Genomic DNA, 12,903 nt, shown 5'->3' on the forward strand with positions numbered 1-12,903 from the left:
CTCTGTCATCTACGCGCGTAGGCCCGGACCGGCTACCCTCATCCGCGTGAACGCATCTCTTCTTCCGGACGACATCCAGGGCGACCCGCACGCCGCCGCCGACGCCGCCGCCGCGCGCCTGCGCGAACTGACCGGTGCCGAGACCCACGACGTCGCCCTCGTGATGGGCTCCGGCTGGGCACCGGCCGTGGACGCCCTCGGTGCCCCCGACGCCGAGCTCCAGGTCACCGAGCTGCCCGGTTTCCCGCCGCCTGCGGTGGAGGGGCACGGCGGCAAGATCCGCTCGTACAAGATCGGCGAGAAGCGGGCCCTGGTCTTCCTGGGCCGCACGCACTACTACGAGGGCCGCGGTGTCGCCGCCGTCGCCCACGGCGTCCGCACCGCCGTGGCCGCCGGCTGCAAGACCATCGTCCTCACCAACGGCTGCGGCGGCCTCCGCGAGGGCATGCGCCCCGGCCAGCCGGTCCTGATCAGCGACCACATCAACCTCACGGCGACGTCCCCGATCATCGGCGCGAACTTCGTGGACCTCACGGATCTCTACTCTCCCCGCCTGCGCGCCCTGTGCAAGGAGATCGACCCGAGCCTGGAGGAGGGCGTCTACGCCCAGTTCCCCGGCCCGCACTACGAGACCCCGGCCGAGATCCGCATGGCCCGCGTCATCGGCGCGGACCTGGTGGGCATGTCGACGGTCCTCGAGGCGATCGCCGCGCGCGAGGCGGGGGCGGAGATTCTGGGTATCTCGCTGGTGACGAACCTCGCCGCGGGCATGACGGGTGAGCCGCTGAACCACGAGGAGGTTCTTCAGGCGGGCCGTGACAGCGCGACGCGGATGGGTTCGCTGCTGGCGCAGGTGCTGGGGCGGATCTGAGAACGCGGTAGGGGGTGCCACGTGATGTCGTAGGGCGGCTGCGGGTGCGTTGTGGCTGGTCGCGCCCGCGCGGCGGTAGCCGCACATCGATACAGCCCCGCGCCCCCGGGTGGGTACAGTCACGCCTGCCACGATGAGGCCGTTGGCCGCGTACGGCGCGCAGGGGACGGGGTGGGGGGTGTCCCGCCCGCAGCGGCCGGCGTCCGTTACAGGGCACTGTTGGAGCAGCCGAGCCGCCGGACCGAGGACGGACACCCCCCACCCCGGCGCCCCGACCCCCAACACACCCGCACGCGCTGCACAAGCCCCCACCGAAGCCGCACGGGCCGCCGCAGGCATCCAGGGGCGCGGGGAACTGCGCACAACGCCCGCCCCCACCGGACCCGCACACAACGACACAACGACACAACGAGAGGCTGACGCAACCGTGCACGACGATCTCATCGCCCGGGCCAGGACCTGGCTCGCCGAGGACCCCGACCCGGACACCCGCGACGAGCTCGCCAAGCTCCTCGACGCCGGGGACGTCACCGAGCTCACCGCGCGCTTCAGCGGCACCCTCCAGTTCGGGACCGCCGGCCTGCGGGGCGAAATCGGCGCAGGGCCGATGCGCATGAACCGCACGGTCGTCATCCGAGCCGCCGCCGGCCTCGCCGCGTACCTCAAGAAGCACGGCAGCACCGACGGCCTCGTGGTCATCGGCTACGACGCCCGCCACAAGTCCGCCGACTTCGCGCGGGACACGGCAGCCGTGATGACCGGCGCCGGCCTCAAAGCCGCGGTCCTGCCCCGCCCCCTCCCCACCCCGGTCCTGGCCTTCGCCATACGGCACCTCGGCGCGGTGGCAGGCGTGGAGGTCACCGCCAGCCACAACCCGCCCCGCGACAACGGCTACAAGGTCTACCTCGGCGACGGCTCCCAGATCGTCCCGCCCGCCGACGCGGACATCGCCGCCGAGATCGCGGCGATCGCGAGCCTGAACGACGTCCCCCGCCCGGACACCGGCTGGCAGATCCTCGACGACGCCGTCCTGAACGCCTACCTGGCCCGCACGGACGCCGTACTCGCCGAGAACTCCCCCCGCACCGCGCGCACCGTCTACACCGCGATGCACGGCGTGGGCAAGGACACGCTTCTCGCCGCGTTCGACCGCGCCGGTTTCCCCGCCCCGGAACTCGTCGCCGAACAGGCCGACCCCGACCCCGATTTCCCGACCGTCGCCTTCCCCAACCCGGAAGAGCCCGGCGCGATGGACCTGGCCTTCGCGAAGGCCCGCGAGACGGACCCCGACCTGATCATCGCGAACGACCCCGACGCGGATCGCTGCGCGGTCGCCGTCAAGCGGGACGACGCCTGGCGCATGCTCCGCGGCGACGAGGTGGGCGCACTCCTCGCGGCCCACCTCGTGACGCGCGGGGCGCGCGGCACCTTCGCGGAGTCGATCGTCTCCTCCTCGCTCCTCGGCAGGATCGCGGAGAAGGCGGGCCTTCCCTACGAGGAGACCCTCACCGGCTTCAAGTGGATCGCCCGGGTGGAAGGCCTGCGCTACGGCTACGAGGAGGCCCTCGGCTACTGCGTGGACCCCGAGGGCGTACGGGACAAGGACGGCATCACCGCGGCCCTGCTCATCACGGAGCTCGCCTCCGAGCTGAAGGAACAGAACCGCACGCTCCTCGACCTCCTCGACGACCTCGCCGTGGACCACGGCCTGCACGCCACGGACCAGCTCGCGGTCCGCGTGGAGGACCTGTCGGTCATCGCCCGGGCGATGGAGCAGCTCCGCGAGCACCCGCCGACCGAGCTCGCGGGCCTGGCCATCACCAGGGCCGAGGACCTGACGCAGGGCACGGACAGGCTCCCGCCCACCGACGGCCTGCGCTACACGCTGGACGGGGCCCGGGTCGTCGTCCGCCCGAGCGGCACCGAGCCGAAGCTGAAGTGCTACCTGGAAGTGGTCGTCCCCGTCGCCACCCACGCCGACCTCCCGGCGGCCCACAGCAAGGCGACGGACCTGCTGACCGCCATCAAGCGGGACCTGTCGGCGGCGGCGGGCATCTGAGGCTGTCGGCAGCGACCCGGCCTGAACGGGTGCGGGGCGGCCCCCGTCCGGGTCGCCCCGCACCCGTTCACCTCTCGGTGTACTGGGGGCATACATGGCGCGGGTCTGTGTCGAGGTGCGGCTCAGCCACGACGGCGCGGCAGACCTCAGACCTCAGACGGCAGACGGCAGTACGTGGCACCCCGAAACGCGTCAGCCAATCGCCGCCAGGATCGTCAGAAGCACCGCCCCGGCCGCCGCCGGCCCCACGATCTCGTACGCCCACCGCACGGTCACCTCGCCCTGGGAGGTCTGCGCCTTCCCGCGGGCCTCGAGCATCTCGCGCAGTTCGTCGATGATCTTGTCGGTCTCGGCCCGGGTGGGCCCCTCCGGGACGGGGGTACGACCACCGAAGCCGTCCGGCTGCATTCCGCCGCCGAACAGGCCGAGGCCCCTGGTGGAACCGCGTCCCGACGACTGCCGGGCGTTCTGCTGGGCCGTCTGCCGTGCCGCCTTCTTGCGGCCGCGCAGGGAGACCGGGATCGCCCACAGCTGGTACTTCGCGCCGGACGTGACGAACACCTCGTTCGAGTAGCCGGAGCGGAGCATCTCGACCTCGCCCCACGGCACGACGATCACGCGGAAGGGGTTGCGGATGCGCAGGCGGTCGTGGTTCGCGAAGACGGCCGGGCGCAGTGTGAAGGCGACCACCAGCGGGACGGCGAGGATCAGGGTGGCGAGGGCCAGCCACGGGGTGCGGCCGGTGCCGGAGACGACGGCGTCGATGCCGAGCCAGCCGATGATGACGAGGACGAGGGAGCCGCCGATCAGTGCCATGGGTGAGCGGTAGATGCGGTCCCTGGACTCGGGGGGTGCGGTCGTCATGAGGCCGATCCTAAGCGCCGCCCGGGTTCGTGTCGGTGTGCGGGGGCCATCAGAAACCGACCTCCGGGGTGTACAGCCGCTACGCGCGTAGATATGCTCGTCTGGTGACCATGCCCACCACTGCATCAGCCGCACACCCGCTCACGGACGTGACCGCGTCCGACAGCACGCTGCGCCGGTTCCTTCACGGGCTGCCCGGCGTGGACGCGGTCGGCCTGGAGGCGCGTGCCGCCTCGCTCGGTACCCGTTCCATCAAGACGACCGCCAAGGCGTACGCCATCGATCTCGCCATCTCGATGGTCGACCTGACGACGCTGGAAGGCGCGGACACCCCGGGCAAGGTCCGGGCGCTCGGCGCCAAGGCGGTCCGCCCCGACCCGACCGACCGGACGACCCCGGCCACGGCCGCGGTCTGCGTCTATCCCGACATGGTGCCCGTGGCGAAGGAGGCCGTGGCCGGTTCCGGCGTGAAGGTCGCCTCCGTGGCCACCGCGTTCCCGGCCGGCCGCGCCGCCCTCGACGTGAAGCTGGCCGACGTGCGCGACGCCGTGGCCGCGGGCGCCGACGAGGTCGACATGGTCATCGACCGCGGGGCGTTTCTCTCCGGCAGGTACCTGAAGGTGTACGACGAGATCGTCGCCGTGCGTGAGGTCTGCGGTACGGCCGCCCGACTCAAGGTCATCTTCGAGACCGGCGAGCTGTCGACGTACGACAACATCCGCCGCGCGAGCTGGCTCGGCATGCTGGCCGGCGCGGACTTCATCAAGACGTCCACGGGCAAGGTCGCGGTGAACGCGACCCCGGCGAACACCCTGCTGATGCTGGAGGCGGTGCGTGACTTCCGTGCGCAGACCGGCATCCAGGTGGGCGTGAAGCCGGCCGGCGGCATCAGGACGTCCAAGGACGCCATCAAGTTTCTCGTCCTGGTCAACGAGACCGCGGGCGAGGACTGGCTGGACAACCACTGGTTCCGCTTCGGCGCCTCCTCGCTTCTGAACGACCTGCTGATGCAGCGTCAGAAGCTGGCCACCGGCCGCTACTCCGGCCCCGACTACGTGACGGTGGACTGATCACCATGGCATCGGCATTCGATTACGCACCCGCACCCGAGTCCCGCTCGGTCGTCGACATCGCGCCGTCCTACGGCCTGTTCATCGACGGCGAGTTCGTGGAGGCGGCCGACGGCAAGGTCTTCAAGACCGTCTCGCCGTCCACCGAGGAGGTCCTCTCCGAGGTCGCCCAGGCCGGTTCCGAGGACGTGGACCGCGCGGTGAAGGCCGCCCGCAAGGCCTTCGAGAAGTGGTCGGCGCTGCCCGGCCAGGAGCGCGCCAAGTACCTGTTCCGCATCGCCCGGATCATCCAGGAGCGCAGCCGCGAGCTCGCCGTCCTGGAGACCCTGGACAACGGCAAGCCGATCAAGGAGACCCGCGACGCCGACCTCCCCCTGGTCGCCGCGCACTTCTTCTACTACGCGGGCTGGGCCGACAAGCTGGAGCACGCCGGGTTCGGTGCTTCCCCGAAGCCCCTCGGCGTGGCCGGCCAGGTCATCCCCTGGAACTTCCCGCTCCTGATGCTGGCGTGGAAGATCGCCCCGGCGCTGGCGACCGGCAACACCGTCGTCCTGAAGCCGGCGGAGACCACCCCCCTGTCGGCGCTGTTCTTCGCGGACGTCTGCCGCCAGGCCGGCCTGCCCAGGGGCGTCGTCAACATCCTTCCCGGCTACGGCGACACGGGCGCCGCGCTCATCGCGCACCCGGACGTCAACAAGGTGGCCTTCACCGGCTCCACCGCCGTGGGCAAGGAGATCGCGCGGACCGTCGCCGGCACCCGCAGGAAGGTCACCCTCGAACTGGGCGGCAAGGGCGCCAACATCGTCTTCGACGACGCCCCGATCGACCAGGCGGTGGAGGGGATCGTCAACGGCATCTTCTTCAACCAGGGCCAGGTCTGCTGCGCGGGCTCCCGTCTCCTCGTCCAGGAGTCGATCCAGGACGAGCTGCTGGACTCCCTCAAGCGCCGCCTGTCCACCCTCCGCCTCGGCGACCCGCTCGACAAGAACACCGACATCGGCGCGATCAACTCCGCCGAGCAGCTCTCGCGGATCACCTCGCTCGTGGAGAAGGGCGCGGCCGAGGGCGCCGAGCCCTGGTCCCCGGAGTGCGAACTCCCCTCCTCCGGATACTGGTTCGCCCCGACGCTGTTCACGAACGTCACCCAGGCGCACACCATCGCCCGCGACGAGATCTTCGGCCCGGTGCTGTCGGTCCTCACCTTCCGCACCCCGGACGAGGCCGTCGCCAAGGCCAACAACACCCAGTACGGCCTTTCGGCGGGCATCTGGACGGAGAAGGGTTCGCGGATCCTGGCGGTGGCGAACAAGCTCCGGGCCGGGGTCGTCTGGTCCAACACGTTCAACAAGTTCGACCCGACGTCGCCGTTCGGCGGCTACAAGGAGTCGGGCTTCGGCCGCGAGGGCGGTCGCCACGGCCTGGAGGCGTACCTCGATGTCTGACCGTCTGTCCGTCCTCAAGACCTACAAGCTGTACGTCGGGGGCAAGTTCCCCCGCTCCGAAAGCGGCCGGGTGTACGAAGTGACCGACTCCAAGGGCAAGTGGCTGGCGAACGCGCCGCAGTCGAGCCGCAAGGACGCCCGTGACGCGGTCGTGGCCGCGCGCAAGGCGTTCGGCGGCTGGTCCGGCGCGACGGCGTACAACCGCGGCCAGGTCCTCTACCGCGTCGCGGAGATGCTGGAGGGCCGCAAGGCGCAGTTCGTCCACGAGGTGGCCGACGCCGAGGGCCTGTCCAAGTCCAGGGCGGCCGAGCAGGTCGAGGCGACGATCGACCGCTGGGTCTGGTACGCGGGCTGGACCGACAAGATCGCCCAGGTGGTGGGCGGCGGCAACCCGGTCGCGGGCCCGTACTTCAACCTGTCCTCCCCCGAGCCGACGGGCGTGGTGGCCGTCCTGGCCCCGCAGGAGTCGTCGTTCCTGGGCCTGGTCTCGGTGGTGGCCCCGGTGATCGCCACGGGCAACACGGCGATCGTGGTGGCGAGCGAGAGGTCGCCGCTCCCGGCGCTGTCCCTGGGCGAGGTCCTGGCCACCTCCGACGTGCCCGGAGGCGTGGTCAACGTCCTCTCGGGCCGTACCGCGGAGATCGCGGCCCCGCTGGCGTCCCACCAGGACGTCAACGCGATCGATCTGGCGGGCGCGGACGAGGTCCTCGCGAAGGACCTGGAGATCGCGGCGGCGGACAACCTGAAGCGCGTCCTGCGTCCACAGCCTGTGGACAACTGGACGGCGACACCGGGCATCGACCGCCTGACGGCGTTCCTGGAGACAAAGACGGTCTGGCACCCGACGGGTTCCCTGGGGGCGTCGGGCTCGTCGTACTGACAGCGGGCCGCCACACCGGAGAGCCGCGCCTCCCCTCCGTCCGGGGGAGACGCGGCTCTCCTGCCGTCGTACCAGTCAGTTGTTCGGCAGCCCCGTCACCTGCCCCACCACCGGCATGCTCCCGATCGACTGCGCCTGCGCCACGGGCCCCAACAGCGCCTGCGAGGCAATCGGCTGGGAGTCGCCGAGCTGCGTCGCCACACCGTTGTCCAAGGGGTCCACTCCCGTTCCCGCCAGCGGGTTCGGCTTGAGACCGGCGACCGGGCCGGTGACGTAGCCGACCGAGCCGGTGAGCGCCTGCACCCCGGCCTGCGGGTCGATGTTGCCCAGCGAGGTCGGGACTCCCACCATGCCGACGACCGGCTCGGTGTCCGCGGCGGCCACCCCGGCGCCTGCGCCGAGTGCGACACCCGCGGTGGCGAGGGCGGTGAGTGTGCGCCGGGCTGTCGGGTTCGCGTGTCGTGCCATGTGTTTCTGCCACCTTTTCCGTGCACTGGGTAATCGTGTCGACACGAAGGGTAGTTGAGGTGTGACGCACGCTTCAAAGCCAACCCGCGGGGTCGTTGAACAGCAAGTGAATGCCTCACACTGGTGTCCCGTGAGCTCCCAACCGCCCATACCGACGCGAGTCGTGCTGCTCTGCGGCCCCTCCGGCTCCGGCAAGTCCCTTCTCTCGGCCCGGTCCGGTCTTCCGGTTCTCCGGCTCGACGACTTCTACAAGGAGGGCAACGACCCGACGCTGCCGCTGGTGGCGGGGAGCTCCGACATCGACTGGGACCACCCCGGGTCCTGGGACGCGGACACCGCGGTGGCGGCGATCGTCGAACTGTGCCGCACGGGCCGTACGAGGATCCCGGTCTACGACATCTCGCTGAGCGCCCGCACCGGCGAGGAGGCGGTCGACATGGGCCGGACCCCGCTGTTCATCGCGGAGGGCATCTTCGCCGCCGAGATCGTCACCCGCTGCCGGGAGCTCGGTGTGCTGGCCGACGCGCTGTGCCTGAGCCGGGGTCCGGTGCGCACCTTCCGCCGCCGGTTCCTGCGGGATCTGCGCGAGGGCCGCAAGTCGGTGCCGTTCCTGCTGCGCCGCGGCTGGCGGCTGATGCGCCTGGAACGCTCGATCGTCGCCCGCCAGACCGCCCTCGGCGCCCACCCCTGCGACAAGGACGAGGCCCTGACCCGCCTGACCACCGCGGCATCGGGACACCGGCAGGCGGCGACGCCGGCCGCCTGATCGGCCCGGCCGAACGACTTCGGCGCCTTCTCCGTCGTAGGACCGGAAATCGGTCACCTCGGGAAGGAAGCGGATGACGACAGCACGGCTGGTCATGACGGTGGCGATGCTGGCGGTGGTCCTCGGATGTTCGTCCGCCGGCGGCGAAGCCGCGGCCTCCTGCGCGGGGGTGGTGACGTACGAGAACCGCGACTACCTGCCCACCCAGGACGAGGACTTCACCGTCGGCGAGCGCCTGGGCAGCGCCCGCATCCCGGAGTGCGACGACACCCCGAACGATCCCGACGTCGCCGTTCCCGAAGGCACGACCAACGCGTACCTCGTCGAGGGCAGGGTCCCCGCCGAGGCCATTGCCGTCGGTGACTCGCCTGCCTCGGCGAGGCTCGTGGAGATCCGCTGAGCACACACCAAAGCGGGACCGGACGGACCCCCCGGCCCTCCGGTCCCGCTTCTTGGTGCTTCCCCGCTGTCCCCGTGGGTCCCCCGTGACCCCCGTTGATCCCCCGGGTACCGGCCCCCCAGCCGGTACCCCTGGTCCCCCGTTCCTCCCCCAACCCTCAGGCGACGAGCTCCCCGAAGGCGTTCTCCTCGTCACGGCCGAAGCTGAGGACCTCGTCCTCGCGCAGCCGGCGGAGCGACCGCCAGATGCTGGACTTCACCGTGCCGACACTGATGTCGAGGATCTCCGCGATCTCCGGGTCGGTGCGGCCCTCGTAGTAACGGAGGACCAGCATCGTGCGCTGGAGTTCGGGCAGCCGGGCCAGCGCCTGCCACAGGACCGCGCGCAGCTCCGTGCCGCGCATCGCGTCCGTGTCGCCGGGCGTCTCCGGCAGTTCCTCGGTCGGGTACTCGTTCAGCTTGCGGCGGCGCCACGCGCTGATGTGCAGGTTCGTCATGGTGCGGCGGAGGTAGCCCCCGACCGCGGCCTTGTCGCTGATCCGGTCCCATGCCTTGTACGTCGAGAACAGCGCGCTCTGCAGCAGGTCCTCGGCCTCGAAGCGGTCCCCGGTCAGGTGGTACGCGGTGGCGTACAGGGAGGCGCGGCGCTCCTGGACGTAGGCGGTGAACTCCGCCTCCGACAGCGAACGACGCTCCCCCGTGTCCTCCCTGTACGACGATCCCCCGTGCGATTCCCCCGTGAAGGTGTCAACCACCGACATGTACGCGGTGTGCTGACGCCCGGTGCCGCGAGCGCACCCCCGCCCGCTCACGGCACCGGACTTCTCGGAACCCCGGGTCACGTCGTGCAGCCGCGTGACCACTGCGCTGGTGCTGATGCCGTGCAGCGTGTTCATCTCGCGCCCCCCGTCGTGGACTTCCGGTGTTCGGCTTGCTCAGGCGGTGCTTCCTTGCCTGTGCCGAGAACTCTGCCAACGCACCTTCATGGCCGTGTCCGCCGACTGTCACAGACCTGTCACAGGGGCCCGTCTCAGGAATTGCACAGCGGACCCACGGATGGGTGCCGTAAGGACTGCCTGTCCCCACAGGTCGAACCGCACCCCCTCCATGGGCCAGAATGAGCCCGTGCCTTCCCTGTTGCTGATCGAGGACGACGACGCCATCCGTACGGCCCTGGAGCTGAGCCTCACGCGCCAGGGCCACCGGGTTGCCACCGCTGCCACCGGCGAGGACGGCCTGAAGCTGCTCCGTGAGCAGCGGCCGGACCTGATCGTGCTGGATGTGATGCTGCCCGGCATCGACGGGTTCGAGGTGTGCCGGCGCATCCGGCGCACGGACCAGCTGCCGATCATTCTGCTGACCGCGCGCAACGACGACATCGACATCGTCGTCGGACTGGAGTCCGGCGCCGACGACTATGTCGTCAAGCCGATCCAGGGGCGGGTGCTGGACGCCCGGATCCGGGCCGTGCTGCGCCGCGGGGAACGCGAGTCGACCGACGCGGCGAGCTTCGGCTCCCTGGTCATCGACCGCGCGGCCATGACCGTGACGAAGAACGGCGAGGACCTCCAGCTCACGCCCACCGAGCTCAGGCTGCTCCTGGAGCTGAGCCGGCGGCCCGGCCAGGCCCTGTCGCGGCAGCAGTTGCTGCGGCTGGTCTGGGAGCACGACTACCTCGGTGACTCGCGCCTGGTGGACGCCTGTGTCCAGCGGCTGCGCGCCAAGGTCGAGGACGTGCCGTCGTCCCCGACCCTGATCCGTACCGTGCGGGGCGTGGGTTACCGGCTGGACACGCCTCAGTGACCGAAGCGCAAGGGGGGCTCCGCGGCTGGTTCGCGGCTCGTAAGGGTGTGTGGTCACGGCTGCGTTTCACCAGTCTGCGCCTGCGGCTCGTGGTCGTCTTCGGCCTGGTGGCACTGACCGCCGCCGTGTCCGCGTCCGGGATCGCCTACTGGCTCAACCGCGAGGCGGTGCTCACCCGCGCCCAGGACGCGGTGCTGCGGGACTTCCAGCAGGAGATGCAGAACCGCGCGGGCGCCCTGCCGGAGGACCCCACGCAGGACGAACTCCAGCAGGCGGCGGGGCAGATGGCGGGCAGCAGCCAGCGCTTCAGCGTGCTCCTCGTCGCCGACGACGCCAACGGCAGGACCGTGTACGGCACTTCGGGCGCCCTGGACGGCTTCACGCTCCAGGACGTGCCCGTGTCGCTGCGCGAGGCGGTGAACGAGAAGCAGGAGGTCGACTCCGCCAACAAGTACGCCTATCACCTGTACTGGCAGCGGACCGTCGACCACGACACGCCGTATCTGGTCGCCGGCACGAGGGTGATCGGCGGCGGCCCCACCGGTTACATGCTCAAGTCCCTCGAGCCGGAGGCCAAGGACCTCAACTCCCTGGCCTGGTCGCTGGGTATCGCCACCGGGCTGGCCCTGATCGGCTCCGCGCTGCTCGCGCAGGCCGCCGCGACGACCGTACTGAAGCCGGTGCACCGGCTCGGGGTCGCCGCGCGCAGGCTCGGCGAGGGCAAGCTGGACACCCGGCTCAGCGTGTCGGGCACCGACGAACTCGCCGATCTCTCGAGGACGTTCAACCACGCGGCCGAGGCGCTGGAGAAACGGGTCGACGACATGGCCGCCCGCGACGACGCCTCGCGGCGCTTCGTGGCGGACATGAGCCATGAACTCCGTACGCCGCTCACCGCGATCACCGCCGTCACGGAGATCCTCGAGGAGGAGCTGGAGGCGGAGACCGGCTCGGTGGACCCGATGATCGAGCCGGCCGTGCGGCTGGTGGTCAGCGAGACGCGCAGGCTCAACGACCTGGTCGAGAACCTCATGGAGGTCACCCGCTTCGACGCGGGTACGGCCCGGCTGGTCCTGGACGACGTCGACGTGGCCGACCAGATCACCGCGTGCATCGACGCGCGCGCGTGGCTGGACGCGGTGGACCTGGACGCCGAGCGCGGCATCCACGCCCGCCTCGACCCGCGCCGCCTCGACGTGATCCTCGCCAACCTGATCGGCAACGCCCTCAAGCACGGCGGCTCCCCGGTCCGGGTGGCCGTGCGCGCGGCGTCCGACGAGGTGGTCATCGGGGTCCGCGACCACGGCCCCGGCATCCCCGAGGACGTCCTCCCGCACGTCTTCGACCGCTTCTACAAGGCCAGCGCCTCCCGCCCCCGCTCCGAGGGCAGCGGCCTCGGCCTGTCCATCGCCCGGGAGAACGCGCACATCCACGGCGGCGAGATCACCGCGGCGAACTCCCCCGACGGAGGCGCCGTCTTCACGCTGCGGCTCCCCCGGGACGCCTCGGCGCTGGCCGAGGAACTCCTGGAGGCCAAGAAGGACGACGACCGCGCGTCGAAGAAGGGGGACGCCCGATGAGCTCCGAGAGGCGACACCGGGGGCGGGCCGTACGAACGCGCGCCGGGCTGAACGTACGCGGGCTGCTGGCGCTGCCCCTGCTCGGGCTGCTGGTCGCCGGGTGCGGGATCCGCTCCACCGAGGTGCCCACCGACTTCGGTCCCGCGCCCTCGCGGGTGCGGTGTTCGCTGTCCGAGCCGAGCGCGGCCTCGCAGGCCTCGCGGGGGCTGGCCGTGCAGGTGTTCCTGCTGTGCGGGTCGTCCCTGGTGGCCGTGGACCGGAGCCTCAGGGTCCCGGACGGGACCGCGGACTCCGCGCGAAGGGTGCTGGTCGCCCAGGGGCTCCTCGACCAGCTCGCCAAGACGCCGTCGGCGGCCGAGCGGGAGGCCGGGTACCAGACGTATGTGCGCGGCGGCATGACCGTCGGCGGGCCGCGCGCCAAGGACCCCGAGGACACGCTCCGGCTGAGCACCCCGCCCGCCGAGCTCTCCGCCTACGCCCTCGCCCAGGTGGTGTGCACGTTCTCCGACTCGGCCGCGGCCGAGGGCGACGGCTCCGTCATCCTCGGCGGCCCCGCGACCACCCCGTTGCGCCGCTACGACTGCACGGACGAGGTCCGCTCCCGGCCGGGCAGCCGGCAGCCCGCGTCGAGCGAGGTGACGGGCGGCTGACGGGGGTTCGACGGCCACGTGTGGCGCAGACCTCACCCAGGTACCTCGGGG

At 71.2% G+C, this 12,903-nt stretch carries 13 protein-coding genes; 10 read left to right on the plus strand and 3 right to left on the minus strand.

The features are described 5' to 3' along the window. Positions 1–46 precede the first annotated feature (46 nt). Positions 47–871, plus strand: coding sequence for a purine-nucleoside phosphorylase (locus OG841_RS17765; protein ID WP_059204730.1), 825 nt, complete (start codon positions 47–49; stop codon positions 869–871). A gap of 427 nt (positions 872–1,298) precedes the next feature. Next, complete coding sequence (locus OG841_RS17770) at positions 1,299–2,930, plus strand: phospho-sugar mutase (protein ID WP_365122634.1); 1,632 nt, start codon at positions 1,299–1,301, stop codon at positions 2,928–2,930. A 192-nt stretch (positions 2,931–3,122) separates the two neighbouring features. Here OG841_RS17770 and OG841_RS17775 read toward each other — a convergent pair whose 3' ends face one another. Beyond that, on the minus strand, positions 3,123–3,794 hold the full coding sequence (locus tag OG841_RS17775; RefSeq protein WP_365122632.1) for a PH domain-containing protein: 672 nt from the start codon (positions 3,792–3,794) through the stop codon (positions 3,123–3,125). Between the two features lie 110 nt (positions 3,795–3,904). Here OG841_RS17775 and deoC point away from each other — a divergent pair, with 110 nt between their 5' ends. Genes deoC through OG841_RS17790 form a run of 3 tightly spaced genes read left to right on the plus strand, consistent with a single transcriptional unit; the run spans position 3,905 to position 7,186 of the window. Then, positions 3,905–4,864: a deoxyribose-phosphate aldolase gene (gene deoC / locus OG841_RS17780; protein ID WP_059205131.1), complete on the plus strand. Its 960-nt coding sequence runs from the start codon at positions 3,905–3,907 to the stop codon at positions 4,862–4,864. Positions 4,865–4,869: 5 nt separating this feature from the next. Further along, positions 4,870–6,306 (plus strand): aldehyde dehydrogenase family protein, encoded by a 1,437-nt coding sequence (locus OG841_RS17785; RefSeq protein WP_365122629.1) that lies wholly within the window; start codon positions 4,870–4,872, stop codon positions 6,304–6,306. After that, positions 6,299–7,186, plus strand: a complete 888-nt coding sequence (locus tag OG841_RS17790; RefSeq protein WP_328640581.1) for an aldehyde dehydrogenase family protein — start codon at positions 6,299–6,301, stop codon at positions 7,184–7,186. The genes OG841_RS17785 and OG841_RS17790 overlap by 8 nt, the downstream gene beginning before the upstream one ends. 75 nt (positions 7,187–7,261) lie before the next feature. Here OG841_RS17790 and OG841_RS17795 read toward each other — a convergent pair whose 3' ends face one another. Then, on the minus strand, positions 7,262–7,654 hold the full coding sequence (locus tag OG841_RS17795) for a hypothetical protein (RefSeq protein ID WP_365122627.1): 393 nt from the start codon (positions 7,652–7,654) through the stop codon (positions 7,262–7,264). A 61-nt stretch (positions 7,655–7,715) separates the two neighbouring features. Here OG841_RS17795 and OG841_RS17800 point away from each other — a divergent pair, with 61 nt between their 5' ends. Next, positions 7,716–8,420, plus strand: coding sequence for a uridine kinase (locus tag OG841_RS17800; RefSeq protein ID WP_328640579.1), 705 nt, complete (start codon positions 7,716–7,718; stop codon positions 8,418–8,420). Positions 8,421–8,493: 73 nt separating this feature from the next. Beyond that, positions 8,494–8,820, plus strand: a complete 327-nt coding sequence (locus OG841_RS17805; RefSeq protein ID WP_371566068.1) for a DUF6281 family protein — start codon at positions 8,494–8,496, stop codon at positions 8,818–8,820. A gap of 157 nt (positions 8,821–8,977) precedes the next feature. Here the strand turns inward: OG841_RS17805 and OG841_RS17810 are convergent, their stop codons facing one another. Then, complete coding sequence (locus tag OG841_RS17810) at positions 8,978–9,715, minus strand: SigE family RNA polymerase sigma factor (RefSeq protein ID WP_328640577.1); 738 nt, start codon at positions 9,713–9,715, stop codon at positions 8,978–8,980. 229 nt (positions 9,716–9,944) lie between these two features. Between OG841_RS17810 and afsQ1 the strand changes: the two genes are divergently transcribed. From afsQ1 to OG841_RS17825, 3 genes are read left to right on the plus strand one after another with little or no spacing between them, the layout of a single operon-like run. Then, positions 9,945–10,622: a two-component system response regulator AfsQ1 gene (gene afsQ1 / locus OG841_RS17815; RefSeq protein ID WP_037718821.1), complete on the plus strand. Its 678-nt coding sequence runs from the start codon at positions 9,945–9,947 to the stop codon at positions 10,620–10,622. Then, positions 10,619–12,202 (plus strand): HAMP domain-containing sensor histidine kinase, encoded by a 1,584-nt coding sequence (locus OG841_RS17820; protein WP_328640576.1) that lies wholly within the window; start codon positions 10,619–10,621, stop codon positions 12,200–12,202. The genes afsQ1 and OG841_RS17820 overlap by 4 nt, the downstream gene beginning before the upstream one ends. After that, positions 12,199–12,852 carry a hypothetical protein gene (locus tag OG841_RS17825; RefSeq protein ID WP_328640575.1) on the plus strand — a complete coding sequence of 218 codons (654 nt, stop codon included), beginning with the start codon at positions 12,199–12,201 and terminating at the stop codon, positions 12,850–12,852. The genes OG841_RS17820 and OG841_RS17825 overlap by 4 nt, the downstream gene beginning before the upstream one ends. The last annotated feature ends 51 nt before the right edge of the window (positions 12,853–12,903 follow it).

Origin of the sequence: Streptomyces canus, assembly GCF_041435015.1 — a bacterium.
GTDB classification, from domain to species: Bacteria; Actinomycetota; Actinomycetes; order Streptomycetales; family Streptomycetaceae; genus Streptomyces; species Streptomyces canus_G.

What these genes read in the sequence shown, in the direction of transcription:
- OG841_RS17775 (WP_365122632.1), bottom strand. Translation starts at nt 3,794, where the DNA reads ATGACGACCGCACCCCCCGAGTCCAGGGACCGCATCTACCGCTCACCC.
- deoC (WP_059205131.1), top strand. Translation starts at nt 3,905, where the DNA reads ATGCCCACCACTGCATCAGCCGCACACCCGCTCACGGACGTGACCGCG.
- OG841_RS17785 (WP_365122629.1), top strand. Translation starts at nt 4,870, where the DNA reads ATGGCATCGGCATTCGATTACGCACCCGCACCCGAGTCCCGCTCGGTC.
- OG841_RS17790 (WP_328640581.1), top strand. Translation starts at nt 6,299, where the DNA reads ATGTCTGACCGTCTGTCCGTCCTCAAGACCTACAAGCTGTACGTCGGG.
- OG841_RS17795 (WP_365122627.1), bottom strand. Translation starts at nt 7,654, where the DNA reads ATGGCACGACACGCGAACCCGACAGCCCGGCGCACACTCACCGCCCTC.
- OG841_RS17805 (WP_371566068.1), top strand. Translation starts at nt 8,494, where the DNA reads ATGACGACAGCACGGCTGGTCATGACGGTGGCGATGCTGGCGGTGGTC.
- OG841_RS17810 (WP_328640577.1), bottom strand. Translation starts at nt 9,715, where the DNA reads ATGAACACGCTGCACGGCATCAGCACCAGCGCAGTGGTCACGCGGCTG.
- OG841_RS17825 (WP_328640575.1), top strand. Translation starts at nt 12,199, where the DNA reads ATGAGCTCCGAGAGGCGACACCGGGGGCGGGCCGTACGAACGCGCGCC.